At 66.7% G+C, this 24784-nt stretch carries 28 protein-coding genes; 15 read left to right on the top strand and 13 right to left on the bottom strand.

Annotated elements, in window-relative coordinates; all coding sequences use genetic code 11:
- The first annotated feature begins 1 nt into the window (after position 1).
- Positions 2 to 1156, top strand: coding sequence for an AI-2E family transporter (locus BVC93_RS27290; protein WP_083740142.1), 1155 nt, complete (start codon positions 2 to 4; stop codon positions 1154 to 1156).
- Positions 1157 to 1163: 7 nt separating this feature from the next.
- Here the strand turns inward: BVC93_RS27290 and BVC93_RS27285 are convergent, their stop codons facing one another.
- Positions 1164 to 2072: an alpha/beta hydrolase gene (locus BVC93_RS27285; protein WP_083740141.1), complete on the bottom strand. Its 909-nt coding sequence runs from the start codon at positions 2070 to 2072 to the stop codon at positions 1164 to 1166.
- 91 nt (positions 2073 to 2163) lie between these two features.
- Here BVC93_RS27285 and BVC93_RS27280 point away from each other — a divergent pair, with 91 nt between their 5' ends.
- Positions 2164 to 2553 (top strand): MarR family winged helix-turn-helix transcriptional regulator, encoded by a 390-nt coding sequence (locus tag BVC93_RS27280; RefSeq protein ID WP_236950143.1) that lies wholly within the window; start codon positions 2164 to 2166, stop codon positions 2551 to 2553.
- Positions 2554 to 2602: 49 nt separating this feature from the next.
- On the opposite strand, the gene BVC93_RS27275 is transcribed toward BVC93_RS27280, so the two are convergent.
- Complete coding sequence (locus tag BVC93_RS27275; protein WP_083740140.1) at positions 2603 to 3697, bottom strand: FUSC family protein; 1095 nt, start codon at positions 3695 to 3697, stop codon at positions 2603 to 2605.
- A gap of 56 nt (positions 3698 to 3753) precedes the next feature.
- Between BVC93_RS27275 and BVC93_RS27270 the strand changes: the two genes are divergently transcribed.
- From BVC93_RS27270 to BVC93_RS27255, 4 genes are read left to right on the top strand one after another with little or no spacing between them, the layout of a single operon-like run.
- Positions 3754 to 4263, top strand: a complete 510-nt coding sequence (locus BVC93_RS27270; protein ID WP_083740139.1) for a MarR family winged helix-turn-helix transcriptional regulator — start codon at positions 3754 to 3756, stop codon at positions 4261 to 4263.
- On the top strand, positions 4260 to 4742 hold the full coding sequence (locus BVC93_RS27265; protein ID WP_083740138.1) for a dimethylamine monooxygenase subunit DmmA family protein: 483 nt from the start codon (positions 4260 to 4262) through the stop codon (positions 4740 to 4742). The genes BVC93_RS27270 and BVC93_RS27265 overlap by 4 nt, the downstream gene beginning before the upstream one ends.
- Positions 4743 to 4785: 43 nt before the next feature.
- Positions 4786 to 5673: a PDR/VanB family oxidoreductase gene (locus BVC93_RS27260; protein ID WP_192860117.1), complete on the top strand. Its 888-nt coding sequence runs from the start codon at positions 4786 to 4788 to the stop codon at positions 5671 to 5673.
- Positions 5670 to 6644, top strand: coding sequence for a heme-dependent oxidative N-demethylase family protein (locus BVC93_RS27255; protein ID WP_083740136.1), 975 nt, complete (start codon positions 5670 to 5672; stop codon positions 6642 to 6644). The genes BVC93_RS27260 and BVC93_RS27255 overlap by 4 nt, the downstream gene beginning before the upstream one ends.
- Here BVC93_RS27255 and BVC93_RS27250 read toward each other — a convergent pair.
- From BVC93_RS27250 to BVC93_RS34205, 6 genes are all read right to left on the bottom strand, one after another.
- Entirely contained in the window at positions 6619 to 7944 is a 1326-nt protein-coding gene (locus BVC93_RS27250) for a glutamine synthetase (protein ID WP_083740135.1), read from the bottom strand. The genes BVC93_RS27255 and BVC93_RS27250 overlap by 26 nt on opposite strands.
- Positions 7941 to 9134: a M20 metallopeptidase family protein gene (locus BVC93_RS27245; RefSeq protein ID WP_192860116.1), complete on the bottom strand. Its 1194-nt coding sequence runs from the start codon at positions 9132 to 9134 to the stop codon at positions 7941 to 7943. Before BVC93_RS27245 ends, BVC93_RS27250 begins: the two co-directional genes overlap by 4 nt.
- Positions 9131 to 10243, bottom strand: a complete 1113-nt coding sequence (locus BVC93_RS27240) for an amidohydrolase family protein (protein ID WP_083740133.1) — start codon at positions 10241 to 10243, stop codon at positions 9131 to 9133. The genes BVC93_RS27245 and BVC93_RS27240 overlap by 4 nt, the downstream gene beginning before the upstream one ends.
- A gap of 75 nt (positions 10244 to 10318) precedes the next feature.
- On the bottom strand, positions 10319 to 11029 hold the full coding sequence (locus tag BVC93_RS33305) for a hypothetical protein (RefSeq protein ID WP_157517101.1): 711 nt from the start codon (positions 11027 to 11029) through the stop codon (positions 10319 to 10321).
- A 129-nt stretch (positions 11030 to 11158) separates the two neighbouring features.
- On the bottom strand, positions 11159 to 11359 hold the full coding sequence (locus BVC93_RS34210) for a hypothetical protein (RefSeq protein WP_236950141.1): 201 nt from the start codon (positions 11357 to 11359) through the stop codon (positions 11159 to 11161).
- Positions 11360 to 11361: 2 nt separating this feature from the next.
- Complete coding sequence (locus tag BVC93_RS34205) at positions 11362 to 11694, bottom strand: alpha/beta fold hydrolase (RefSeq protein ID WP_236950140.1); 333 nt, start codon at positions 11692 to 11694, stop codon at positions 11362 to 11364.
- A gap of 113 nt (positions 11695 to 11807) precedes the next feature.
- Between BVC93_RS34205 and BVC93_RS27225 the strand changes: the two genes are divergently transcribed.
- From BVC93_RS27225 to BVC93_RS27210, 4 genes are all read left to right on the top strand, one after another.
- The gene (locus BVC93_RS27225; RefSeq protein ID WP_236950139.1) at positions 11808 to 12749 is read left to right on the top strand and encodes a GGDEF domain-containing protein; all 942 of its coding nucleotides are present in this window, start codon (positions 11808 to 11810) and stop codon (positions 12747 to 12749) included.
- A gap of 35 nt (positions 12750 to 12784) precedes the next feature.
- Positions 12785 to 14323, top strand: a complete 1539-nt coding sequence (locus BVC93_RS27220; RefSeq protein WP_083740132.1) for a fused MFS/spermidine synthase — start codon at positions 12785 to 12787, stop codon at positions 14321 to 14323.
- A gap of 2 nt (positions 14324 to 14325) precedes the next feature.
- On the top strand, positions 14326 to 15006 hold the full coding sequence (locus tag BVC93_RS27215) for a haloacid dehalogenase type II (RefSeq protein ID WP_083740131.1): 681 nt from the start codon (positions 14326 to 14328) through the stop codon (positions 15004 to 15006).
- A 106-nt stretch (positions 15007 to 15112) separates the two neighbouring features.
- On the top strand, positions 15113 to 16102 hold the full coding sequence (locus BVC93_RS27210) for an IS481 family transposase (protein WP_083735943.1): 990 nt from the start codon (positions 15113 to 15115) through the stop codon (positions 16100 to 16102).
- 95 nt (positions 16103 to 16197) lie between these two features.
- Here BVC93_RS27210 and BVC93_RS27205 read toward each other — a convergent pair whose 3' ends face one another.
- Entirely contained in the window at positions 16198 to 16779 is a 582-nt protein-coding gene (locus tag BVC93_RS27205) for a hypothetical protein (protein ID WP_083740130.1), read from the bottom strand.
- Positions 16780 to 16937: 158 nt separating this feature from the next.
- Between BVC93_RS27205 and BVC93_RS27200 the strand changes: the two genes are divergently transcribed.
- Positions 16938 to 18341, top strand: coding sequence for an NAD(P)/FAD-dependent oxidoreductase (locus BVC93_RS27200; protein WP_083740129.1), 1404 nt, complete (start codon positions 16938 to 16940; stop codon positions 18339 to 18341).
- On the opposite strand, the gene BVC93_RS27195 is transcribed toward BVC93_RS27200, so the two are convergent.
- Positions 18335 to 18604, bottom strand: coding sequence for a hypothetical protein (locus BVC93_RS27195; RefSeq protein ID WP_192860115.1), 270 nt, complete (start codon positions 18602 to 18604; stop codon positions 18335 to 18337). The genes BVC93_RS27200 and BVC93_RS27195 overlap by 7 nt on opposite strands.
- Before the next feature lie 114 nt (positions 18605 to 18718).
- Here BVC93_RS27195 and BVC93_RS27190 point away from each other — a divergent pair, with 114 nt between their 5' ends.
- Positions 18719 to 19084 carry an RNA-binding S4 domain-containing protein gene (locus tag BVC93_RS27190; protein WP_083741395.1) on the top strand — a complete coding sequence of 122 codons (366 nt, stop codon included), beginning with the start codon at positions 18719 to 18721 and terminating at the stop codon, positions 19082 to 19084.
- A 33-nt stretch (positions 19085 to 19117) separates the two neighbouring features.
- A complete protein-coding gene (locus BVC93_RS27185) occupies positions 19118 to 19888 on the top strand; it encodes a DUF6498-containing protein (protein ID WP_083740128.1) in 771 nt (256 codons plus the stop codon).
- Here BVC93_RS27185 and BVC93_RS27180 read toward each other — a convergent pair.
- Positions 19885 to 20700, bottom strand: a complete 816-nt coding sequence (locus BVC93_RS27180; RefSeq protein ID WP_083741394.1) for an SDR family oxidoreductase — start codon at positions 20698 to 20700, stop codon at positions 19885 to 19887. The genes BVC93_RS27185 and BVC93_RS27180 overlap by 4 nt on opposite strands.
- Before the next feature lie 114 nt (positions 20701 to 20814).
- Here BVC93_RS27180 and BVC93_RS27175 point away from each other — a divergent pair, with 114 nt between their 5' ends.
- Positions 20815 to 21720 carry a LysR family transcriptional regulator gene (locus BVC93_RS27175; RefSeq protein WP_083741393.1) on the top strand — a complete coding sequence of 302 codons (906 nt, stop codon included), beginning with the start codon at positions 20815 to 20817 and terminating at the stop codon, positions 21718 to 21720.
- A gap of 64 nt (positions 21721 to 21784) precedes the next feature.
- Positions 21785 to 22045, top strand: coding sequence for a DUF3253 domain-containing protein (locus BVC93_RS27170; RefSeq protein ID WP_083740127.1), 261 nt, complete (start codon positions 21785 to 21787; stop codon positions 22043 to 22045).
- A gap of 6 nt (positions 22046 to 22051) precedes the next feature.
- On the opposite strand, the gene BVC93_RS27165 is transcribed toward BVC93_RS27170, so the two are convergent.
- A complete protein-coding gene (locus tag BVC93_RS27165; protein WP_083740126.1) occupies positions 22052 to 23275 on the bottom strand; it encodes an acyltransferase family protein in 1224 nt (407 codons plus the stop codon).
- A gap of 135 nt (positions 23276 to 23410) precedes the next feature.
- Positions 23411 to 24781: an LLM class flavin-dependent oxidoreductase gene (locus BVC93_RS27160; protein WP_083741392.1), complete on the bottom strand. Its 1371-nt coding sequence runs from the start codon at positions 24779 to 24781 to the stop codon at positions 23411 to 23413.
- Positions 24782 to 24784: the final 3 nt, after the last annotated feature.

Here is a 24784-nt window from a genome sequence, read left to right as displayed (position 1 = left end):
GGTGACAGACAACAGGGGTGCGGTTCCAGGGCGCGGAGCTGTGTACGGCGGCCATCTTCGATCGACCGCGGTGGTGGCACTGCAATTCCTCGCGGTGGCGGCCGCGTTGTGGGTGTTGGCCTGGGTGATCGGCCAGACCTGGGTGATCGTGCTGCCAGTGGTGCTGGCGTTGGTCGTGTGCACTGTGTTGTGGCCTCCGGTGCGTTGGATGCGCGACAAGGGGTTGCCGCCCGCTGCAGCAGTGGCAGCGGTTCTACTGCTCGCTGTGGGCGTGATCGCAGGCGTGGTCGCGGCGGTGGCTCCGGCCATCGTCGAGCAGTCCACCGAACTGGCCGAACAGGCAACCGCAGGTGTGGTTCAGGTTCAAGAGTGGCTCGGCGGCCCACCGTTGAACATCAGCGAGGCGCAGCTCAATTCAGCGGTATCGGCAATCACCGATCGACTGAACTCCAGCAGTGCGCAGATCGCCTCCGGGGTGTTCACCGGCGTGGGCGCCGCCACCTCAGCGCTGGTCACCGTGTTCACTGCCGTGGTGGTCACGTTCTTCTTCCTCAAGGACGGCCCGCGCTTCCTGCCCTGGCTCAAACAGACCGTCGGCTTCCCCGCCGCATCCCACGTCGCCGAAGTCCTTTCTCGCGTGTGGTCGACGCTCGGAGGTTTCATCCGGACCCAGGCGCTGGTCAGTCTGGTCGACGCGGTGCTGATCGGTATCGGGTTGCTGGTGTTGGGAGTGCCGCTGGCTTATGCGCTGGCCATCATCACGTTCATCGGTGGATTCGTGCCGATCGTCGGTGCCTTCGTGGCAGGCGCCTTCGCGGTGTTGATCGCTCTGGTCTCCAACGGCCCGGCCAACGCGCTGCTGGTGCTGGCGCTGATTGTCGCCGTACAGCAACTCGAGGGCAACGTGCTGCAGCCGTGGCTGCAGTCGAAGACGATGAAACTGCACGCCGTGATCGTCCTGCTTGCGGTGACGCTCGGTGCGTCGACGTTCGGCGTCATAGGTGCGTTCCTGGCGGTGCCCGTGGCCGCCGCCGGTGCGGTGATCCTGCGCTACTACGGCGAGCAGGTCAGCGAACAGGCCGGCGAGAATGCTCCCTCGGCTGACGCCCTGGACGACGAGTCGGAAACTGCCTCAGCGGTGCCTGATCCCACTTGATCGGCCCCTACAGGTACTCGCCGAAGAACGCCACCAGCCGATCGATCGCCTGCTCCACAAACTGTGGCACGTCGTACATCTCGTAGTGGCCGGCGCCTTCGACCACCAGCAGATCGATCGGATTGGGCGCCATCTCCCACAGTTTCATACCCGCCTCGTACTGTCCGGTGTTCCCTCGTCTCCCGGCAACGATCACCTGCAGCGGCTGGGTGAGCAGCTGGTCGACCAGGTGGAACGCGTCATAGCCGAGCAACAGTGCGTCGCCACGCAGCAGCCGACGGTTGGTCGAGTGTGCATTGGCGCCGCGCGGCGTCCGGTAGTAGGTGATCGCCTGTGTCGAGTCGAGATCGGTGATGCCCGCCGCGGCGGCATCCTCGAGTGTGTCGGGTAGCCAGTTGACCCGATCGAGTGGACGTGTCAGCCGCGCCTCGGCCAGAGCATCGAGGGCAGCTACGGGTCCGTCCGGTGAGAACGCCGGGCTGCGCCATGACTCCCCCATGTTTCCGGCGACGACGGTGGCCAGGGCCTTGATCCGATGATCGGTGCGGGCGGTGTGGACGGCATAGCCGCCGCCCGCGCAGATGCCCAGTGCGCCGATCCTCAGAGGGTCGATGCCGTCGATGGTGCTAAGAGCGTCGATCGCATACGAGATGTCCTCGCCACGGCGATACGGATCCTCCAGATCGCGGGGCTCTCCCCCGCTTTGTCCCTGGTGGGCGGGGTCGAAGGTGAGTGCAGCGATACCGCGGTCAGCCAGTCGGGACGCATAGTTGGCGCCGATCTGCTCCTTGACGCTGCTGCCCGGTGTCGACAAGACGACGGCGGCGTGCGCGGATTCGACGGTGAAGTCGGGCGGGAGGTACAGGTCGGCAGCGAGATCGATGGGGCCGCGCGGGATGGTGAGATGCTGTGGCAAGAGCGCCCCCAAACTTTGTTCGAAACTGAACTAGTTCAAAACTGTACCATCGGATGAGGAGGGTGATGTCGAGCGAGGACGGTGCCCAGCTATGGAAGCTGAACCAACGGCTGCTGACCCGCGTGATGAATGCCGCTGCCCCCAGCTCGAGGAACTGGGACTGGAGATCAAGGAGTTCTTCGTCCTCGATGAGGTCGACGCGTGCCGTTATCCGGCCGCGCTCGCCGAGAAACTGATGCTCCCCAAGGCCAGCATCACGATCTATCTGCGCAACCTCGTCGACGCGGGCCTGGTGCGCCGTGAGATCGACGAGACCGACCTGCGCCGCCACCGCCTCACCACCACGGACAAAGGCAAGCAGGTACGCACCGACGCGCTCGACGCGCTGGCGCAGGAGTTCGCGTCGATGATGTCGCGACTGGACAAAGCAGACCAAGCCGAGCTGCGTCGCATCCTGTCGACGTTGGTGGACACGCAGTGATGGTGCGCCGGTTGCCCTTCTGGCCCATGGCTTTCGGCAACCAGACCCCTCAGGCGGTCAGGCTCCGATGCTCGGCGGCGGTGATGGTGACCGCCGCGACGGCGATACCCACCACGATTCCGATGGCGGTGTCGGCGATGCGATCCAGCGCAACCGCCGGAGCGAGCCCGACGCCAAGGCCGGTGAGCAGCAACGCCATCGGCGTGACCGCCAGTGACGTGAGAGCGTAGTTGACCCCTGCGGCCACCTCGGCCGCTATCTGGAAGACGATGATCGCCGTGACCGCGCCCCAGTAACCCAGCGGCAACGCGAGCAGGCCGGCGGCCAGCAGAGCCCCTCCGACATTGCCGAGCAGACGTTGCACACCGCGCTGCACCGTGATGTGGTAACCGACTCCCTGCATGGTGGCCACCGCCCCCATGGTGGCCCACATGGGATGGGAGAAACCCGATGCCGCCGCGACCGCGGCGCCCAACGCGCCGGCGACCACAATTCGGGCACCTCGCCCCGCCAGCGCGGCATGGGGAGCGCGAGCCAGCGTTGTACGCAGTGATTCACGCTGCACAGCAGTGTGTTTCGCGCGGGTACGCCGTGAGAACCACCACGGTGCCATCGCCGCCGTCACGCCGATCACGGCCCCGCCGACCGTCACCAACAGCAGTCGGGCGACGTCGGCGGCATTGTGAGCCGCACCCTCCGCGCCGACGGCGGCGAACACGAACACCACCGCACCGGGCCCGACGATGTGCAGCGCCCACATCAGATACGCGGCCGCGCCGGCGAGCACCGAGATCACCATGATGTCGACGCCGATCGGGAGATCGCCGGCTCCGAGCGTGGCGCCGATGCCCACGGACACCGTGATGCCCGCGGCGAGAACCAGCAGCCGTCCGAACCTGACGGGATAGGGGTCGGGTCTGCAAAACGCGCACACCAGCGCCCCCAGTGCCGCGAATCCCGCCACGTCCTGCACGGGTGTCAGACCGCCGACGACAAACACCACGGCAACCGCGAGTCCCACCCGGAGCGGACCGGCAAGGGCGGCCCTGCGCACATCGGCTCGGAAGGCGCCACGCCAGGAACGGGGATGCGCGGCATGGCGAAGTGCGGCGGCGCCGCGATCGAGTTGGCGGGAGACAGACACGGCCGAAACTTTACCACTGTTTTACTAGTAAACTATCTACCCGATATCATGTCGCCGTGCCTCGATCCCCTGATGCGGCTGCGCGTGCGGATGTCGTCGACCGCATTCGGCGCGAGTGGGAGCAAGCCTGCCCAGACCTCGACACCGCGCCCATCGAGGTCCTCGGACGGGTGCACCGCATCGCCTCGATCAGCAACCAGCGCCTGGATCTTCATCTCGAACGCCACGGCATCAACCGGTCCGAGTTCAGCGTGCTGAGTGCGCTGGCCCGCGCCAACCGGCCGTTGCGGGCCAGCGAAGTGGTGTCCACCACCATGCTCAGCGGGGCCTCCATCACCAAGATCGCCGACAGCCTGCTCCGCCGTGGCCTGCTGGTGCGGCAGAAATCTGAGCGGGACGGGCGGGTGGTGCTCCTGGCCCTCACCGACGCGGGCAGGGCCGTGGTCGACGACGAGATGCCGCGACGAATCGCTGACGACGAGGACATGATCGCCGGTCTGGACCCCGACGAACGCGAGACGCTCGCCGACCTGCTCCGCAAGATCTGCGCGACGCTCGGTGAATGATGGCCTACGACGACACCGCCTACCCGGCACGGCTGACCCTGCCGGACTGGCCGACTGACGTACCGCCCCTGCCTCGCGCGGCGGCCTGGACCTTACTCAGGGCCGGATGCTCGGGGGCGGCCGGCTGCGCAATCCCGCTGTGGCACAGCCAGACTCCCGCCGAGGTTCTGGACGACACCGTGGGAGCCGAACTGTTCACCGACAGGCTGGTGGGCTGGCGATTGGCCATCTGCGGTGAGGCCAGCCGCGTTGCCCACGCGAAAGCCAGAGCCACAGCCGCGGGTCTGCTGTCCGAGGAGATCGTGGTCTTCGTCGAGCGCACCGAGTCCCACCGGTGGTACTGCCCGTCCTGCGGGGCGACAACACTCCTGCCGGCACAAGAGCACCGAGGATCCTGTTCCGGCTGCGGCCGACTGCTGCACCTGCACCGCCATTGGTCCCGGACGTCCGGCCGCTACCTCGCTGATGCTCATGAATGACCTTGAACTACAGGTGCTCTCACGACGTTCGGTAGGAGCGGGCGTGGACGAGTTCGTGCTCGGCGCTGTCGACGGTCGGCCACTGCCCTCCTACATCCCTGGTTCGCACCTCGCCGTGCGAGCCGGTGACGTGGTCAACGCGTACTCGCTGCTCGACGACGGCCATCGGCCGCCGGTCTACCGACTGGGCATCCGCCACGGCGCGGTCGGCGGTGGATCTGACTGGCTACACCGGTATGCCCAGGGAGGAACCCGCCTGCGGGCGTCGCCACCACGTTCGGCTTTCGCGCCGGTGCTGTCCGCGGCCAGGCACCTTCTGGTGGCGGCGGGAATCGGCATCACTCCGATCCTGTCCCATCTGCACGCCGCGCGGCGGTGGGGCCGGCCGGTGGAGCTGATCGTCGGCGCCGGCACTCCCGTCTTCGCCGACGAGCTCGACCAGCTCGCACCCCCGCACACGACGGTGGTGACCGGCCGACAGGCATTACGTCACGCGGTGCGGCATGCGTTGGCCCGCCAACCACTGGGAACCCACGCATATGCCTGCGGGCCGCCGGGATTCCTCGACGAATTCCGCTCACTCGCCGATGAGTTCGCCTGGCCCGGCCCGCGAATACACATCGAGCACTTCACCGCCCCCGCTCTGGACGCAGGCCGGCCGTTCGACGCTGTGCTGGGCGAATCCGGACGATCAGTGACCGTGCCGTCAGGGATCAGCCTGCTGCAGGCACTCGACGGGCTCGGCATCCGCCTGGACCGAATGTGTGAGCGCGGCGTGTGCGGCCGCTGCGAGATCGGAGTGCTGGCTGGGCAGGTCGAACACCGGGACCTGGTACTCAGCGACGCCGACCACCACCGCGGCGGCCTCATGCTGGCCTGCGTCTCCCGCGGAATCGGGACCATCACCATCGACACACCAGAGGTGACATGAGCGCTGAAACGCCGATCCACCGATTCGCCTGGCCGTTCGACGGACCGAGCTACCGCTACTTCACCAACGTCGAGCACGCCGGCGTGGCCGCCACCACCGCGGCCGGATCGTGGGGTGAGGGTGTCTTCCACGTCGACCAGACCTACGCCGACGTCGTTGCCGAACGCCGCACCATCCTGGCCCGTGACCCACGCAGGGTCGGCAGCCTGCCACACATGGCGGCCGCCGAATGGGATGCCGCAGCATGGATTCTGGAGCGCTTCGCCTCCGAGAACCCCGACATCGCCACAACGGACCTCACCGATCCCGAACGGCTGCGCTTCTGCAACACCGTCACCGGCACCAAGCTCGACCTGGCCTACGGTGACCCCGAAGTTGCGCCACTGACCACCGCGGCGGCCGAAGTGGTCGAAGACCTGTTCCTGCTCGACACCCGCGACGGCGCACTGCGACTCGAGTCCTTCGCGGCGACGTTCACGGGATCCTGGTCCAGCAGTTTCTCCCTCGGCATGACCTTCACCGACCTGCACGGTCCGGTGCCGCGCGTGCACGGCACCGGCATGGTGGCGCGCACCGAACGTTTCATCCGGGCACTGTCCCCCGGCGATGTGGTGCGCCGGCTGAACTGGAGCATGTACGAAACCGGGGAATTGGACGCCAGCCTGGAATCAGCCCACGGTCGAGCGCCGCGCGCCGAGCTGCAGACACGCCTGTGCGCGGAACCCGGTGCACTGCGGATGCGTATCGAGATCCAGCACCTGACAGCGCTGCCCCGCACCGGTGCAATCCTGTTCCTCATCACCACTCAGTTGGCGCCGCTGTCACAGCTGGCGGCCGTCCCGCAGTGGCGCGCGCAGCTGCTCTCCGTGCTGGCTGAGCTGCCCGAGGATCTGGCCGCCTACAAGAACTTCGCCGACCTGCGTACTCCGATACTGGAGTGGCTGGTCAGTATCGAAAGCGCCAGCGCGTAGCCAGGTCGGCCGGCGACACCGAACCGTAGGCCTGCCACTCATGGCGCCGGGTGGCGATGAAGGCGTCGAGAGACACGTCGCCGAAGAGCTCCCGGAAGAAAGAACTCTGCTCCAACAGATCCAGTGCCGCACCCAGAGTTTCGGGAAACCGTCGAGCACCCGTTGCAGCGAACTCTTCAGCCGACAACCCGCCCGGTTCGGCGAGAGCCGGAGCAGGTAACCGCACCTGACGCCGGAGGCCGTCCAGTGCGGAGGCTATCAGCGCCGCAGCGGACAGATAGACGTTGGCGGCAGCGTCACCGCATTTGACCTCGATGTTGGACTGGCCGTCCTCATGTCCGGCATAGCCGGCCATGTATCGCACGGCTGCCTCCCGGTTTCCTGGGCCCCAGCAGACATACGCACCTGCCCAGTTGTGCGGTTTGAGCCGTTCGAAGGAGAGCACGCTGCCGCCGTGCAAGGCGATGCCCTCATCGAGATGGGCGAGGATGCCGGCTATCATGTGGCCTGCCTCCACCGTGAAGCCCTCACGGGTCTGGTTGTCGTAGAACAGGTTTCGGCCATCCCGGCGAGCCGACAGATGCAGATGACACCCGTTGGAGATGGTGCCTGCCACCGGCACCGGAGCAAACGAGATCAACAACCCGTGTGCCAGCGCGACGCGGGTCAACACCACCCGCGCCAGGAGATACTCATCGATGGCCCGCACCGGCTCCCCCGGTGCCAGGGACAACTCCATTTGTCCGTCGCCGTACTCGGGGTGCAACTGTTCGACACCGACACCCGCCGTCTGCAACGCGTCGAGCGCATCGAGAAAGAACGACTCCAGTTCGCACACCACGCGCGTCGAGTATCCGGGACCGATGTGTGCCGGCACCGCGTCGTTCTTAGTGCCGGTGAACAACGTGAACTCGACCTCGATGCCGACGGAAAGCTCCAACCCCGCCCGGCGTGCGGTGGCGACAACACGGCGCAGTGCGGCACGCTGGCATGCCGGATGAGGTGTGCCGTCGAGACCGTAGAGGTCGGTGGGCGCCCACGTCAGCCCGGTCGCCGGATCCAGGATCCGGGCAGCCGCCATGTCCGGGATACCCCGCAGGTCACCGACCGTTCCGTCGAGTGCGGCAGTGGCATTGACGTGGTCGTCGATCGAGAAGAGCATGCCGACACTCAGCGACACCGTGATGCCCTTGCGGCCCGCACCGTTGATCTTGTGCTCTGGCAGCAGTTTTGCCCGGGTGACGCCGGAGTTGTCCAGATGGGATACCAGCAGCACCCGCGAGGTGGCGGATTCGGTCATGGAGCGCTCCTTTCGACAGCCGCGAAGTACGCGACGACCATGATGCGGGCGACGTCGGCAATGATGTCGTCGGCAGGTGCGAAGCGCGGATGGTGCAGGCCTGGAGAGTCGGCTGCGCCGTCGCCGACTCCCGCGAAGATCATCACCGACGGGAAACGCGAGACGTAATAGGCAAAGTCGTCGGCGCCGCAGGAACGCACCGCCGATCCGGTGTGGAACCCTGCGAGTTGCAGAGCATCGGAGACCGAAACGGCCAACGCGGAATCGTTGCGCAACACCGGCTCTCCGAGTTCGACGTCCACCTCGGCCTCGCAGCCGTGGGCCCGCGCTGTCCCTGACACCGTCTCGCGCAGTGCCTGGCTCAGATGCCTACGGTCGTCCTCGGTGAAACTACGGATGGTGCCCTCCAGGGTCACTCGTTCCGGAATCTGGTTGGGCGCCTGGCCTCCGACGATCCGCCCGACCGTGACCACCGCCGGATTCATCGGGTCCACTCGTCGCGACACCAGATGCTGCAGTGCGGTGATGATCGCAGCAGCGGCCAGTACCGGGTCACGGGCCAGATGCGGGTAGGCGCCGTGCGCGGGGCGACCGTGAACGACGATGGTGAACGTGTCTGCCGAGGCGTTGATAGGTCCTGGCTGAGCCGATACCGAACCGGTCGGAATGCGGGGTTGCAGATGGACACCGATCATCGCCCGAATGTCCTGGGACTGAAAAGCGTTGTCTCCGAGCAGGCTGAGGGCTCCAGACGGCGTGGTCTCCTCCCGGGGTTGGAACACCGCCACCAACGGCGACGGGGCACCGACAAAGCCGATGGCTCGAGACGCCGCCACCAGGGCGGCGGTGTGGACGTCGTGGCCGCACAGATGCGCCACCCCCGGCCGGGTCGACTGGAACACCACCCCGGACTGTTCGGTGATCGGAAGTGCGTCGAGTTCGGCGCGGATCGCAACAGCGGGCCCCGTGCTGTCGCCGACGCGACAGAATCCGCCCTCGGCGACTTCGACGAGGGAACACCCGAGTGCGGCCTCGATGAGTGGACGGTTCCTATCCTCCTCCCCGCCCAGAGTCGGGTCACGGTGCAGGGCATGACGCAGGGCGATCGCCGACGGTAGCTCCCGCTCGACGACGGCAAGTGCCGCATGCTCTCGCTCCCGAAGAGCCGCAGTCTCATTGGTGGTGGTCACTGCTCGTCCACACCGTAGACCCTGGCGGCGTTGCCGACACCAATCTGCCACGCGATGCGTTCGGCATCCGCGGTGGAGAGCCAGTCGCCGGCCAGCCACTGGTCGAGCAGGCGCCCGGTTTCGCGCCGCCAGGCGGCTGCCGAAATGGCGTACAGCTCAGCCAGCCCATACGCATCCGAGGAGTAGCAGATCTTGTGAAACGGTGCGATCTCCATCGACTGTCGCACCGCCGTGCCCGCACTCGGCCCGAGATAGTGCCCGGTGACCCCGGCATCGAGGTAGACGTGCGGGAAGATGTGGGCCAGGCTGCCCGCCTCCCGCAGGAACGGATAGCAATGCAGCAGCATGAAATCCACACCACTATCCTTGGTGGCGACAAAGAACTTGGTCAGCCGTGACGGGTCGGACAGGTGCAGTACCAGGTCGCTGTCGCCGAAGCCGGTGTGGAACTGGATCGGCTTGCCGAACTGGACTGCCTCCCACACCAGGTGCGCAAGCACCACCGGATGCTGCAGACGGGTGGTGCCGTTGGCGAACCACTCATCCACCGCACGTTGCACGCTCGAGGGTTCCGGTGCCGCGTCGTGCAGTTCGAAACCGCTGCGGTAGGCCATCACCGATTTGAACCCGACGGCCCCCTCGGCCTGCTCGGTGAGCGCCTCGCGGAACGCCCGCACCCACCCCGACGCGGTGGACTCCGCCGCCACCTGTTCGGCGATGCGCTCCAGGCGCACGATCTCATCGGCGGGCTTGCCTGTGAGCGTCGCCATCTGTTGTGGCGACAGCACATCGGAGACCAGGAACCCGCTGTCGATGAGGTATCGGCCGGTGCCTGCCGCGGCCAGCAGCAACTCGTTGACGGCGGCTGTGCCGAGCTCGACCCGACGCGTCAGGTAATCCTGCACCGGCGCGTGTTTGGGCAGCCCGATCAGGGGCGCACACAGCGCCCGCATGGCCAGCCCCAGCGGCGAATCCAGAGTCTCGACACCGGGGTTGGCCAGCCAGTCGGATTCGGTTCCCAGCCAACGAACTTCGTCGGGTTGCAGATTCGTGTCCACCACCCCGTGACAGTGGTGATCGATCAACGGCAGATCGTCGGTGACGCTCACGGTGTGCCCAGCTGCATGCAACGAAACTAATGGGTTTCGTCGTGAGGCGCAGCGTGCGGGAGGCGGTGTGAGTCGTCAGTCCGAGTCGTCGGACACGCTGCCCTGCGAGCCTTCCGAGCCGCTGCCAGCGCCCAGTCCGCCGGAGCCGCCCGCCCCACCTGCTCCGCCGGTCTTGTCGCCACTCTCGCTGTCGGCGTCGCCGCCATCACCGCCGTCACCGCCACGGCCGGCGAATCCACCTGAGCCGCCTTGGCCGCCGGTACCACCGGTGACGTCACCGCCGGTTGCGTCGGCCGCGCCGCCGTTGCCGCCTTTACCGCCCTGGCCGAAGATTCCTCCGCCGTTGCCTCCGACACCGCCGATGCCGCCCTTGGCGTCGCCGTCGTCGGAGGTGGCGGCACCACCTTCGCCGCCGGCACCGCCTCGTCCGCCGAACAGACCGCCTGCGTCTCCTGTCCCGCCGTTGCCCAGCGCCCAACCCGCTTTACCGCCGGCGCCGCCGGCCGTGGCCTCCGAAACGCGTTCTTCGTCGACGTAAACCGCTGCGGCTCCCGCCCCACCGGTGCCGCCGTTACCCCAGAAGAGTCCGCCTGCCCCGCCGGCACCACCGGCGGTGGCGGGAAGATTGTCCTGGGCAACCGCACCTGCACCGCCGGTGCCGCCATTGCCGATCAAACCGGCATCTCCGCCGGTCCCGCCGTTGGCTCCGGTTCCGCCGTTGCCGAAGAAGAAGCCGCAGTCACCGCCGTTGCAGGCCTCACCGGTGCAGTCCGACGTGCTCGGCAATTCTCGGTTTGCGATATCTCGCCAAAACCGTAATTTCACGCGAGTTTGTATTGGCAAGGAGTTTGCGATCGTCGTGAGGTGCTCCACGCGGTCGGATCAGGTTCTGATTTGCTCGATCGAGGAGTGCTGTCAGAACAGATCCGGAGCCGCCGGCTCAACGTCGTCGAGGATCTCCATCTTCTCCCGATAGCCCGCGAACGCCTGATCGTCGGGAGTGTGCGCCTTGAAGGACGTCTCGACCGATGTTCCGGAAAAGTCTTGCAGACCAAGGGTTTTGATCGATTCCAACGCTTCCGGGCGCCAGCCGCCGCGCCGGAAGGTGGCCGACATCGTCACCAGCCTGTGCACCAGTGAACCTGGCGCACCGCCAGTTGAAGTGCCACACCGCCACCTTGCGAATAGCCGAGCACGTCAGCACTTTTCACTCCCAACGCCCGTAACAGCTCGGCGGCGTCATCGCCGAACTGCTCGTAGGACATCGCCCGAACTATGTCGGGGGTGCGGCCGTGCCCCTGCTGATCGAACACAATGACCGTACGGTCGCTCGCGAACGCGTGCATCCATTCCGTCATCGAATCAGTGGCCATGAACGCACCGGGGATCAACAGCAGCGGCGCCGGGGTGGGCGACCATATCTCGCCGTACACCTCGAAGTACAGGTGCACAACTCATCGCGGCGGACGTGTGGTCCAACCCGGTTGGATGGCCATTTTGTCGATGGCCGGGCTATCGTGGACGCGCTGGTGCAGCCGACCTGTCGCGCACCTAGTCTAAACGCGTGTCCGCGCCGGCCGACCATCAACCTTCCGTGCCGCGGTGGCATGGAATCGGCCTGACCGCGTTGCTTTTCATGCTCGGCCTCTACGCCGCCGCAGCGAGGTACGCGGGTGGCGGCGGAGACAGTCGGCTCTACTGGCCACTGGGCGGGATCGCGCTGAGCGCGATGCTGGTGGCGGTGCTGGGCTGGCGGCTCGGCTGGCAACACCGTCGCGGACTGTTGATCGGCTGGCCGGTCGCGGCCCTGATGGCCACGGTGCTCACCGGACTCCTCGACCCGACCGCCACCCACGATCTGCCTGGCACCATCACCATTGCCTTCGCCTATCTGGGATTGACCTGTGGTCGAGGACGCTCACTGTTGCTCGTCCCGTTGGGGGTCGCCGCCTTTGTCGTGGGCGGCGGCGCCAACGGCGTGCCCACCGTCGTGGTCACCGCGATCATGTGGGTGCTGGTCGCCGAAGTTCCCGCCTGGTTGATCGCCAGGCTCGAGGCGCAGAGCATGCTGCTGCGCCAGATCGCGCAGACCGACGCGCTGACCCAGTTGCTCGACCGCAGCACTTTGGCCACCCGGCTGTCCGAACACTCCACCGATTCCGCGGTGATGGTGATAGACCTCGACGGTTTCAAGGTCTACAACGACAACTACGGCCACGCGGACGGCGACCGCCTGCTGGTCGCGTTCGCCGACGCTTTGCGGTGGTCCATCCGTCCGCACGACCTGGCCTTCCGGCTCGGGGGTGACGAGTTCCTCGTGATCCTGGTGGGGGCTGACCGCGATGAGGCAGCACAGGTTCTCGATCGCCTGCGCCGGCGGTGGGTACTGGCCGAGACACCCGTGAGTTTCAGCGTCGGCATCGCCGCAGGCGAACAGGATCCCATCCGATTGGCCGACGAACGGATGTATCTCGACAAACGCTCGCGCGGACTCGCCGCCGACTGAACTGCCAATGCGCGCCGATTTGGGAGGATGGTGCAGTGACCGGGCCGACGCACTCCCCTGACGAGAACCCGGTGCCGCCATCCGCCGGCCTGGGCCCGCGTGCCGCGGCGGCGCTGGCGGTGCTGTCGTCAGCATCGGTTCTGGTGGTCGAGATCACCGCCCTACGACTGCTGGCTCCCTACCTGGGTTTGACTCTGGAAACCAGCACGATGGTGATCGGCATCGCGTTGGCCGCCATCGCGGTCGGTGCCTGGGTGGGTGGCCGCATCGCCGACGTCGTCGATCCGCGTCGGCTGATCGGCGCCGCGCTCGGGGTCTCCGGGGCGGTGGTGGCACTGACGCCCGCCCTGCTACGCACCGCCGCGGAGTGGGCCCAGCCACTGCTGATGCTGGTGGCTGCACTGACCATCCTGGTACCCGGCGCGCTGTTGGCTGCGGTGACACCGATGGTCACCAAACTGCGGCTGACCAGTCTCACCGAGACCGGGACGGTGGTCGGACGGCTCTCGGGGCTGAGCACGCTGGGGGCCATCGCCGGAACGGTGCTCACCGGTTTCGTCCTGATCACCTGGCTTCCGGTCAGCGTCATCCTGATCGGTTTGGGTGTTCTGCTGGTGCTCGGCGGATCGCTGGTCGAGTGGCGGATGCGTCGCTGGAGTGGTGCGCGGACGGCGGTCCTGACGGTCTTCACCGTCGCGGGAGGAGTGGCCAGTTATTTCGGGCCCGGCGGCTGCGACACCGAGACCAAGTACCACTGCGTCCGGGTGGTGGCCGATCCGGATCGCAGCAGCGGGCGGACACTGGTGCTCGACGGCATCCAGCACTCCTACGTCGACCTCCATGACCCCACATTTCTGCGTTATACCTACGTCCGGGCAATCGCGGCGGTGGTCGACGGCGCCTTCACACCCGACGCACCGCTGGTGGCGTATCACCTGGGCGGCGGTGGGCTGACCATCCCGCGGTATCTCGCCGCCACCCGGCCGGGAACGCTGAGCGTCGTGTCCGAGATCGACGGCGGCGTGGTCAGGATCGACCACGAGAAGCTGGGACTGGCAGCCGACTCCGGGATTGACACGCGGGTCGAGGACGGTCGGTTGGGTCTTCGCAGACTCGACACCGACAGCCGCGATCTGGTGGTCGGGGACGCGTTCGGCGGAGTGGCGGTGCCCTGGCACCTCACCACGTTGGAAGCGGTGAGCGACATCCACCGAGTGCTCAACGCCGAGGGCGTGTACGCGGCCAACCTCATCGACTATGGCAACCTGGACTTCGCGCGAGCCCAGGTTGCCACGTTGCGGGCGGTCTTCGCCCATGTCGCGCTGCTGGGCGAACCCAACGACCTGGGGCTCGATCCTGCGACGGTGATCGACGGAGGCAACATGGTGGTGGTGGCCTCCGACCGGCCGATCAACCTGAGGGCACTCCAAGAGACACTCGATGCGGAATCGACCCACTGGACTTTCGCCACCGGCGACGATCTGACCCGCTGGATCGGCGACGCCGAGGTGCTCACCGATGACCACGGGCCCGTGGATCAACTGCTGCAACCGAGACGACCGGCAAGGAGCTGACCGTGAACGTACGCGCTCTCGTTTTTGACGTCTTCGGCACGCTTGTCGATTGGCGCAGTGGGGTGGCCGACGCCTTCCGTGCAGCTGAGGTACCGGGCGACGCGGACGAACTGGCCGATGCGTGGCGGGCCCGCTATCGACCGATTCTCGACGAGGTGAACACCTCCACGCGTCCGTGGGGCACGTTCGACGAACTGCACCTGATCACCCTCGACGATCTGCTGGCCGAGCGCGGAGTCACCCTGCCGCTACCGGTGCGACAGCAGCTTGTCCGAGCATGGCACCGGCTCGACCCGTGGCCGGATGTCCGCACCGGCCTCGAGGAACTGCGGCGAGAACGTGTGACCGCACCCCTGTCGAACGGCCATGTCGCGCTTCTCATCGATCTGGCCCGCCACGGCGACCTACGGTTCGATTGCGTGCTGTCGGCCGAGCTGGCCAACGCCTACAAGCCCGCACCCCAGACCTATCTCACCGCGGCACGGCTTCTCGGAGTCGCGCCAGACGAGCTGATGCTGGTCGCCGCCCACCCGTCCGATCTGAAGGGGGCTCGGTCCGCCGGTCTGCGTACCGCGTTCATCAACCGCCCGTTGGAGTTCGGACCACTGACCGAAGCCCGGCAGGATCCGTCGGCCGACGTCTCGGTCAGTGACCTCCACGAGTTGGCCTTGGCGCTGCGCTAGCTGTACTGACCACGGACGTTGGTGACGGCGTGGTGAGGTGACAAGACGAAGACCTCCGAGTGGAGTGCGAGCTGTCTAGGAACGCTCCCCGATCTCGGAGGTCTTCGTGGTTCACCGTAATGCCCCTTTGTCCGAAACCGGTCGTCTGCGGCTGGCTCGATGCGTTGTCAATGACGGGTGGTCGCGTCGCCGCGCGGCCGATCGCTTCCAGGTGTCGGTGACCACAGTGTGCCGGTGGGTGGATCGCTACCTCGAGCTGGGCGAGGCGGGGATGGTCGACCGCAGCTCACGACCGCATTACAGTCCGAACCGCACGCCGACGCGCATTGAGCGGCGCATCATCGGAGTGCGCGTCACCCGCCGCTGGGGACCGGCCCGGATCGCCTACCTGCTGCGGCTCAACGTCTCCACGGTGCACAACGTGCTGCGCCGCTACCGCATCGCCCGACTGCGGTGGCTCGACCGCGCCACCGGCCGCGTGGTGCGCCGCATGGAGTCGGCGGCGTGCGGTGATCTGGTCCACGTCGACGTCAAGAAGCTGGGCAAGATCCCCGCCGGCGGCGGTTGGCGCAAGCTCGGGCGCTCAGCGGGTAAGCGCAACTCCCAGGCGGACAAGACCGGAGCCACCAACAAGTCCCATCAGCCGGTGCGGGGATATCACTTCATCCACACCGCGATCGACGCCCATTCGCGGTTGGCGTACTCCGAGATGCTGCCCGACGAACGCAAGGACACCGCCGCCGAGTTCTGGCAACGAGCCAACGGCTGGTTCGTCGAACAGGGCATCGTTGTTCGGAAGGTGTTGACCGACAACGGGTCCTGCTATCGCTCGCATGCCTTCCGGGACGCGCTGGGCGACGACGTCGAGCACCGCAGGACTCGGCCGTATCGGCCGCAGACCAACGGGAAAGTGGAGCGCTTCCACCGCACCCTGGCCGACGAATGGGCCTACGCCCGGCTCTACACCAGCGACGACCAACGCTGCCAGGAGTACCCCCGCTGGCTGCACACCTACAATCACCACCGCGGCCACACAGCACTCGGCGGTCAACCACCAGCCAGCCGTGTACCTAACCTCTCAGGTCAGTACAGCTAGCCGAGGTATCGGGCGCCGAGGTGTCGGGCTAGGTGGCGCTACCGGGCCGCAGACACCCCACCAGGAGGCCGTGCCACTGCGGGTCGGTGGACGGGTCAGGGAGCGGGGAAGATCGGCGCCGGCGCCGCCGGAGCCGGAGCCGGAGGTGCCGCCGGGAAGATCGGCGCGGCCGGATCACCCGCGGGCTGGTCATACCAACCGGGAGGCGGCGGACCGCTCAGAGGGTGATATCCCTCGGGCAGCGGCGGTCCACCCTGCTGCGGCTCTGCCGAGGACCTCTCCCCCGGTGCCGAGGTGGTGGACTCGGGAGCATTGATCGAGACGAAACCGGGCGGCAATGCCGGCGCCGGGCCGGCCCCTGCCGGCGGCGGAGCTGTCGCACCGGCGGGTCCGCCGGCCAGGGCGCCAACGGGGTCACCGCTGCGGGCGGCGCGCCAGATATCGCCGAGGTAGCCGAATGGGCTTCCGGAGTTTCCTTGACCGTAGGCCGGGTTGGCCATCTGCGGTACCGGCGGTGGTGCTGGCGGAGGCGGCGGAGCCGGTGCCGGTGGCACGGGTTCGGCGCCGGCCTGCGTTGCCGCAGCCAGAGCGCCCGCGGCGGCCAAGAAGCCCGCAACCGCGACCTTTCCGGCCAGCCTCGCGGCAGACGAGGATGCGACGTGTTCCCGCTCAGTCATGTATCCCAGGTGTCCTCTCGACGTCGCTCCATAGGCTAGCGCCTCCACAGGAGAACGTCAGCCCGATCACACCGCGTATCGCGGCCGTCGCACGTGCCGTTACCTCGACGAGCGCAGGCATCGTCATGCTGAATTCGAGGTCAAGGTAGACCATAGGGATGACGCGAACTCGGGTGTTGATAATCGGCGGCGGCTTCGGTGGCTTGTTCTGCGCGCGCAGGCTCGGCGGTGTGGACGTCGATGTGACCTTGGTGGACCGCGCCGGATCCCATGTCTTCCAGCCACTGCTGTACCAGTGCGCCACCGGCACCCTGAGCATCGGCCAGATCAGTCGCTCCCTGCGTGAGGAATTGGCCGCGCACCGCAATGTGACGACCCTGATGGGCGAGGCCTGCGATATCGACGTCCAGACCCGACGTGTCACTGTCCGCCGCCCCGATGACACGACGTTCACAGTGGACTACGACGTCATGGTGCTTGCGGTGGGGATGCGGCAGGCGTACTTCGGGCGGGAGGACTTCGCGCAGTGGGCGCCGGGTATGAAGACACTCGACGATGCGGTGAGCATCCGGCGGCGACTGTTCGGGGCCTTCGAGATGGCCGAGACCTTGCCGCCCGGTCCGGATCGCGATGCGTGGCTGACCTTCGCCGTTGCCGGCGGTGGTCCCACCGGCGTCGAATTGGCGGGCCAGATCCGGGAGATGGCGACACGGGCCCTGTCCAAGGAGTTCCACAGCATCGAGCCCGAGGACGCCCGTGTGATGCTCTTCGACGGCGGCGACCGTGTGCTCAACAGCTTCGCAGCCGCCTTGACCGACAAGGCCACTCGAATCCTGCAAGAGCTGGGAGTCGAGCTGCACCTGGGCGTACACGTCACCGATGTGCGTCATGACGGCATCACCGTCACACCGAAACACGGTGGCCCCGAAGAGGTTTATCCTGCCCACACGGTGCTGTGGACCGCCGGAGTGGAAGCGGTGCCGTTCGCGCGGAAGGTGGCCGCGGCGCTGGGCGCCGACACCGACCGGGCCGGGCGCATCGCCGTGGAGGCCGACCTGACCGTTGCCGGGCACCCCGAAGTCTTCGTGATCGGCGATCTGGTGGGCCGCGACCATCTGCCGGGGGTGGCCGAGAATGCCATGCAGGGCGGTCTGCATGCAGCGGCCTGCATCCGGCGTGACACCCGGGGTGAACCGCGCCGCGCCTATCGCTACCGCGATCTGGGCTCGGCAGCCTACATCAGCTACGGCCATGCCCTGTTGCAGGTCGGCCCCGTCAAACTGGCGGGCCGACTCGGCTGGTTCGCCTGGGGCTTTATCCACATCGCGTTTCTCACCGGCGTCCGCAACCGGATCAGCACCGTCGCCTCGTGGTTGACGACCATCGGCCGGTCCCGGCGGACCGACCGTACCTTCACCCTGGGTAGCACAACGTCACCGGAACACCCCTACAACTGGTTGAAGTTCATGCATCCCAACATGATTCACCGCCATCCCCTGACGGAGGCGGCCACCGTCAACCCGGAGGTCCACGGTGGCCGCGACGCCGATGAGGGTCAGTAGGTCGGGACGAAAACCCCGTTCACCCACACGCCCCAGTGCTGCCAGCCCTCGTCCCAGACCTGGGGGTTGCCCATGGCCCACGCCGGCGGCACCGGCTGCGGCGGGGCCCATGCCGGAGGAGTTCCGGTGCTCGGGCCTGCCGGCGGAACCGGCGGCGGCGTCCAGCCGGGTTCGGCAGCGGCCGTGGCGGCACCGACTCCGACGGCACCCGCAGTCAAGCCGCCCATCACCGCGGCTCCGGCAAGAACCTGTTTCCACTTCACGGGGATCACTCCATTCCCGGGTCAGCTGCGACCCGCATGTGTTGCGAACACTGTCTAACTAGCCCGTTGCCGGCGGCGGTAAACCCCGTCGCGGCCTGAGTCATGATGGACGGTATGGAGTCGACCCGGGTGGATCGCTGGTTGTGGGCGGTGCGGCTGACCAAAACTCGCTCCGACGCTGCCGAAGCGTGCCGCGGCGGACACGTACGGGTCAACGACCGCACCGCAAAACCGTCCACATCGGTGGTTCCCGGCGACACCGTCCGAGCTCGAGTCGGCGACACCACCCGCATCGTCGAGGTAGTGCAGGTGATCCAGAAACGGGTCGGTGCTCCGGTGGCAGTGACCTGCTATCTGGACCGGACTCCCCCGGCACCTTCGGTGCCCCACATCCCCGTGGCGGTTCGCGACCGCGGCGCGGGCCGGCCCACCAAGCGCGACCGCAGGCTCCTGGACAAGTGGCGGGCCGGTCGAGGCTGAACCCGGTGCACAGGTGCGTGCGACGATGTGCCGATGACCCGCGTCGCGCACGTGCTCACGATGCTGGGCGTCATCGCGGTGCCGGCGGTCGGCTGGTTTGCCGCGGACTGGTCGGGTGCCACGACCCTGGTGGTCTACTGGTTCGAGACGCTCGCGGTGTGCGTGTTCATCTGCGCTCGCCTGCAACTGCATCGGCGTTGGAAGCCCTTGTGCGGCCATTTCGACTACCGAGGGCCCACCGAGGGCCGCCGCAGCGGACGGTCCGCGTCCTTCATCTCGGGCTTTGCGCTGGTGGCCTTCTCCTTCAGTGCGGTACATGCTCTGATGCTGGGCACCATCCTGTTGATCCTCAATCGGAATGGATACGGCTCGATAATCCAGATCGACTGGCGCAGCGTTGTTTTCGGATGCCTAACCGTAGTGGTGCTGCTGGCGCTGGACTTCCTGGTGGATCTGATCGGCTTGCGGCAGTGGACCTTCTGGCAACTGGAACAGCTGGCCAACGGTGGCCTGAGCCGAGTGATCGTGGTCCACATGACGCTGATCTTCGGATTCCTCGCCGTGGCGATCACCAGTGCTCCTGACGCCTTCTTCGGAGTGTTCGTGGTGCTCAAGAGCCTGACAGCACTCAGCGGCGCGATCCCACAGTATGAGCCGGCTTCGGCTCCGAAGTGGTTGAGCTCCATCATGAATCGTGTGCCCAACGTGCGCCCGGGCGAGAGGTTCGAAGAAGTCTGGGCGCAGGACCGCGCCGCCGAGCAGGCACGCCGCAGACACAACGAGAAACCCTGGGCGCGGCGCTAGGTTATGTCCGCCGTTGCTGCGTTGTCCCGTTGTGCCGCCACTTCTATCAGCCGCGCCGACAACACGTCGGTCACCAGCGACCAGGCGTCCGAGCCGAGCACCAGGCGCCGAGGTGGATCAGCCATGTCGGCAGCACGGATGATCGCGGCCACGGTGCGCTCCACGCTGTCGGTCATCTCGTCCTCGGTGAGGCCGGGTCGGTCGGCGGGGCCGCCACGGTACGGCTGGCTGACTTCGATCCGGGTGGCGGCATCGAAGAAGCCGGTACGCACCACTCCCGGTTCGATGAGCGTGGTTCGGATGCCGAACGGTTCGACCTCCTGCGACAAGGATTCGTAGAAGCCTTCGACTCCCCATTTCGTCACGTGGTACAGGGAGAACGCCGGGAATGCCAGGAGTCCCCCCATGCTCGACATCTGCATCAGGTGTCCGCCGCCCTGCGCACGCAGGTACGGCAGCACCGCACGGGCCAGGTGAATGGATGCGGTGAGGTTGGTGGCGATCATCTGGTCGATGTGCCCGTCGTCGAGATCCTCGGCCACTCCGAACACTCCGTAGCCGGCGTTCGACACCACCACGTCGATGCGCCCGAGGTCGGCGAAGGCGCAGCCGACAGTTTCGCGCAGCGCGACGGTGTCGGTGACGTCGAGTGCACGACGCCAGAGCCGCTCGCCGAACCGTGCCGCGAGATCGTCGAGCTGCTCTGGTCGCCGTAGCGCAGCGGCGACGGTGTCTCCTCGTTTCAGTGCCTGCTCGACGAGTTCGCGACCCATGCCACGGGAGGCGCCGGTGATGAACCAGGTGTTGGTCATGTTTTCCTCTCTGTTCGACGAGTCCAACGGATCGCCAGAGGCCGGGTAATCCATTCGCGACATGACAGTTTCGACGAACACCCATACGGGAAATGGATAGCTAGCATGGTCGGGGTGACCGATGTGACGCTCGAGGGCCTGCGGGTCTGTCGCGAAATTGCGCTGTTGGGGTCGTTCAGTGCGGCGGCACGCTCACTCGGGTACTCGCAGCCCGCGATTTCGAGGCAGGTCGGCGCTATGGAAGACGCGGTGGGACAGCGGCTTTTCGTCCGGGAGGCACGCGGGGTGAGTGTGACGGCGGCGGGGGCGGTGATGCTCGAGCACGCCGCGCACATTCTGGGCGGTGTCCATACCTTGGAACGAAGTCTGGAGAGTCTGGCTGACCGTCTCACCGGGCGGGTGGCCGTCGGCGCGTTTCCGGCAGCCATGTCGGTCCTGGTCCCCCGGGCGGTGGCCCACCTCGACACCGAACATCCTGGGCTGAGGGTGTCTTTGGTCGAGGCGGCCACACCCGCGCTGTTGCGTGACCTGCGAAGCGGTCGACTCGACGTCGTCGTGGTCGGCGTTGGCAGTGGGTTGGCCGATTACGACCTCTCCGACCTGTCCGTCCACCGGTTGTATGCGGGCGATCTGTGTGTCGCTGTCCCCGAGGACCACCGCCTTGCCACGTCGGCAGAGGTCGATGTGGCGCAACTGACCGACGAACACTGGATCGCCGGAGCTGGTTCGGCCGCCGAACCGCAGTTCGCGGCCTGGCCCACGCTCGCCGATCCCGTCATAAGGTTTCGGCTGCGCAGCTGGCCGGCCCGATTCGGGATGGTGGCGGCGGGGCTGGGCATTTGTCTACTCCCCGAACTGGCAGCACGCTCGGTGCCGGCCGGTGTGACCGTCATCGGTGTCAAGGACCCGGACTGGACGGGCCGGGCCACGCTGGCCGTCACCAGAATTGAGCCAGCCCACTCAGTTTCGGCGGTGATACAGGCGCTGCGCAGCAGCGTCGACCAGCTGGCCCCCGGGTAGGCATTTCGGCTGCCGGCGTCTGACAGGACTGACAACCCACCGGCGCAGGTGTAGAACTCAAGACATGTCCGGTCCACCACGACAGCGCCTCGAGGAAGTCATCCGGGAGCTGACCACCCGCCGTGGGCCCGACAGCAGCATCTGCCCGTCGGACGCGGCGCGCATGGTCGGTGGCCAGGGCTGGCGAGAACTGATGGACGATGCCCGCGCGACGGCACGAGCACTCGCCAGGGCGGGGGAAGTGGAGATCACCCAAGGCGGCAACACTGTCGATCCGGACGTCGACTGGCACGGGCCCGTGCGCATTCGCACAGTCCGGAGATGACCAGGGTCAACCCGCCCGTGCGGAGACGGACCCGTCGGAATCGTGGACGGACTTCAGCGACCCGTGTGCCGCCTTTTCGGTGCGGATGTCCACGGGGAGTTTGCGGACGTCGATCATCCGCCGCATCCACAGCCGAGCGGGCTCTTCGACGAGGTGGTACAGCACCGCTGAGGTGGCCAGTGCGCCCAGGATGAGACCGGCCACCACCGCCTTGGCCCACCAGCTGGGCACCAGCACAATCTCGAACTGCAACACCGCCCAGTTCCACGCCGTGTGGACGATCTCATGCACCATGTACAGGCAGAACGAGATGTGCCCGAGATACACCATGGGCCGCAAGGCCAGGAAGGCCGGCAGGCTCCCGGCGCCGATCGCCAGCGCCACCACCAGCGGGACGAAGAGCACGTCGACCAGTCCCACCGAGTCGTAGATGCGCGGCGAGGGGTGCGCGTCGAACCAGTAGAGCAGCCCCACGATGGCAGCCACCAACGCCAGCGACGTCCACCCCGCGACCTGCCTGGAGCCATCGGTGGGCCGCAGTTTGCGCACCGCCGCACATGCCAGTGCGCCGGCGGTGAACTGCATGACGATGCGGGGCAGCCAACTCCATGGTGAGTAGAAGAATCCGGTGGCCAGCAGCAACATGATCGGTGGCAACGAAGCCGCGACCGCCAGCAACACCAGTCCCCTGGCGCGGGTGGCCTGGCTGATCCGGAAGATGACCAGAATCAGGGCGCCGAACAGCAGGTAGGCCAGCCACTCTGCGCTGATGGACCAGGCGGGGCCGTTCCAGCTGGTGCCGTCGAAAAACGGCACCGACCACAACTGCACCATGAAGAACTGCGACAGGTAGTTGCCTGCAGTCAGTTCATGCACGGCCTCGGACGGGATGTGCCCGACGTAGAGAGTGAAGATGATCCACAACGCAGCCAGGTGCATCGTCACCAGATAGATGGGCCAGACCCGCGCAAGCCTCAACCACAAGAAGTGCAGTGTGGCCCTGGTGGACCAGTGCGGCCCCATTTTGTCCAGATAACTCCAGGTCAGCACGAACCCACTGAGGATGAAGAACAGGTCGACGCCCTGCGCTCCGCTGTTGAGGATCGGGGCCAGCGCCGTGCGAAAACCTGGCGCCGCCTGCTCCAGCAACGGCCGAAAATGAAACAGCACCACCCACAGAGCGGCAACGATGCGCAAGCCGGACAAGGCTTTGATCTCTCCGGTGCGCACAAGACTCTTTCGTGTGGGAATCTGCCTGTTTCGTCGGTCGTCGGTGGTCTGGACCCTACCAGCGCGGGTGTGCCGTCGTCGTGTCCCGACTCGCCCCTGGCAGCGTGTTGTCAGGGAATGGCCGACTGGCTCCGTTCAGTAGGTCGTCGTCGCTTCAGTAGGTCGCTTCAGTAGGTTGTTGTCGTTGAAGGCGTCCCGGTACTCAGCGGCCGGGTGTGAATCCGGCAGTCGGTCACCCCTACCCAACAGCTTCTGCCGCAGCGTCCCGGACTTCTCGGTGGCGATCAGGCCGCGCTCACGCAGCGTGGGGAACAACCGGTCCGCCACCTCCTGGAACGAACCAGGAACCGTCGCGTGGTAGACGTTGACGCCGTTGACGCCGGCTTCACGCCATTCCTCGAGGTGGTCGGCAATCTCGTCGGCCGTTCCGACTACGCGGTTGGCTCCTTCCATCACCCAGGCCAGGTCCCGGATGGTCGGCTCGGCGCTACCCGACAATTCCGCCGCCCATCGGGCGTAGCTCTTCACTCCGGTGAATTCCCCCAGTTCACTCAGCGGGGTGTCCAACGGGTGGCTGCCCGCGTCGATCCCCGCGTCGCCGAGGGCATGCAGCGCAATGCCTTCCAGGTCGAGGTAACGCTTGATCTCGTCATTGCGTCGCACCGCCTCGGCGTGGGTATCGCCGATGACGAAGGACAACCCCTGGGCAAAGGTGATGTCGTCGGGGTCGCGTCCGTTGGCGGCGGCCAGCTGCCGGGTCTCCGTGGTCAGCGCGTGTGCGGCAGCAGGGCTCGGGCTGCTGATGTACACACCCTCGGCGTTGCGGGCCGAGAACAGCTGACCCGCAGGTGACGAGCCGGCCTGGAACAACACCGGGGTGCGTTGTGGTGAAGGCGACGAGAAATGCGGACCCTCGACCTTGTAGCGCTTGCCCACGTGATTGATCTTGTGGATCTTCGCCGGGTCGGAATGCACGCCGCGCTCTTTGTCCTGCACCAGGGCGTCGTCGTCCCAGGAGCCTTCCCACAACTTGTACGCCACCTCGACGTATTCGTAGGCCCACTCGTAGCGTTCGTCGTGGGCGAGCGTGCCCTCGTGGCCGAAACTGCGGAACATGTTGTCGTTGAAGCTGGTCACGATGTTCCAGCCCAGCCGACCGTCGGTGTAGTGATCCAGCGACGACATCCGCCGGGCGAAGTCGAACGGGTGGTCCTGGATGATCGAGCTGGTGAACACGATGCCCAGGTTCTCGGTGACCGCCGCCAGCGCGGACGCCAGCACCGAGGGATCGTTGACCGGAATCTGGATGCCCGCCTCGACCGCCTTGCGCCAGTTGCCGTTCCACGTCTGGCGCAGACCGAAGACATCGGCGAAGAACAGCAGGTCATAACCGGCCTTGTCGACCTGTGCCGCCAGCGAGGTCCAGTGTTTCAACTCGTTGAATCGGTGGTTCTGGGCCTCGGGTGCCCGCCAGAGCCCATGCAGCACATGAGAAGCGGTGTTCATGAC

It is taken from the genome of Mycobacterium sp. MS1601, assembly GCF_001984215.1.
Taxonomy (GTDB): Bacteria; Actinomycetota; Actinomycetes; order Mycobacteriales; family Mycobacteriaceae; genus Mycobacterium.
This window is presented reverse-complemented; position numbering and strand designations above follow the sequence as displayed.

What these genes read in the sequence shown, in the direction of transcription:
- BVC93_RS27265 (WP_083740138.1), top strand. Translation starts at nt 4,260, where the DNA reads ATGATGGCCTACGACGACACCGCCTACCCGGCACGGCTGACCCTGCCG.
- BVC93_RS27205 (WP_083740130.1), bottom strand. Translation starts at nt 16,779, where the DNA reads ATGACTGAGCGGGAACACGTCGCATCCTCGTCTGCCGCGAGGCTGGCC.
- BVC93_RS34210 (WP_236950141.1), bottom strand. Translation starts at nt 11,359, where the DNA reads ATGTCGGCCACCTTCCGGCGCGGCGGCTGGCGCCCGGAAGCGTTGGAA.
- BVC93_RS27170 (WP_083740127.1), top strand. Translation starts at nt 21,785, where the DNA reads ATGTCCGGTCCACCACGACAGCGCCTCGAGGAAGTCATCCGGGAGCTG.
- BVC93_RS27255 (WP_083740136.1), top strand. Translation starts at nt 5,670, where the DNA reads ATGAGCGCTGAAACGCCGATCCACCGATTCGCCTGGCCGTTCGACGGA.
- BVC93_RS27180 (WP_083741394.1), bottom strand. Translation starts at nt 20,700, where the DNA reads ATGACCAACACCTGGTTCATCACCGGCGCCTCCCGTGGCATGGGTCGC.
- BVC93_RS27280 (WP_236950143.1), top strand. Translation starts at nt 2,164, where the DNA reads ATGGAAGCTGAACCAACGGCTGCTGACCCGCGTGATGAATGCCGCTGC.
- BVC93_RS27185 (WP_083740128.1), top strand. Translation starts at nt 19,118, where the DNA reads ATGACCCGCGTCGCGCACGTGCTCACGATGCTGGGCGTCATCGCGGTG.
- BVC93_RS27250 (WP_083740135.1), bottom strand. Translation starts at nt 7,944, where the DNA reads ATGACCGAATCCGCCACCTCGCGGGTGCTGCTGGTATCCCATCTGGAC.
- BVC93_RS27190 (WP_083741395.1), top strand. Translation starts at nt 18,719, where the DNA reads ATGGAGTCGACCCGGGTGGATCGCTGGTTGTGGGCGGTGCGGCTGACC.
- BVC93_RS27200 (WP_083740129.1), top strand. Translation starts at nt 16,938, where the DNA reads ATGACGCGAACTCGGGTGTTGATAATCGGCGGCGGCTTCGGTGGCTTG.
- BVC93_RS27160 (WP_083741392.1), bottom strand. Translation starts at nt 24,781, where the DNA reads ATGAACACCGCTTCTCATGTGCTGCATGGGCTCTGGCGGGCACCCGAG.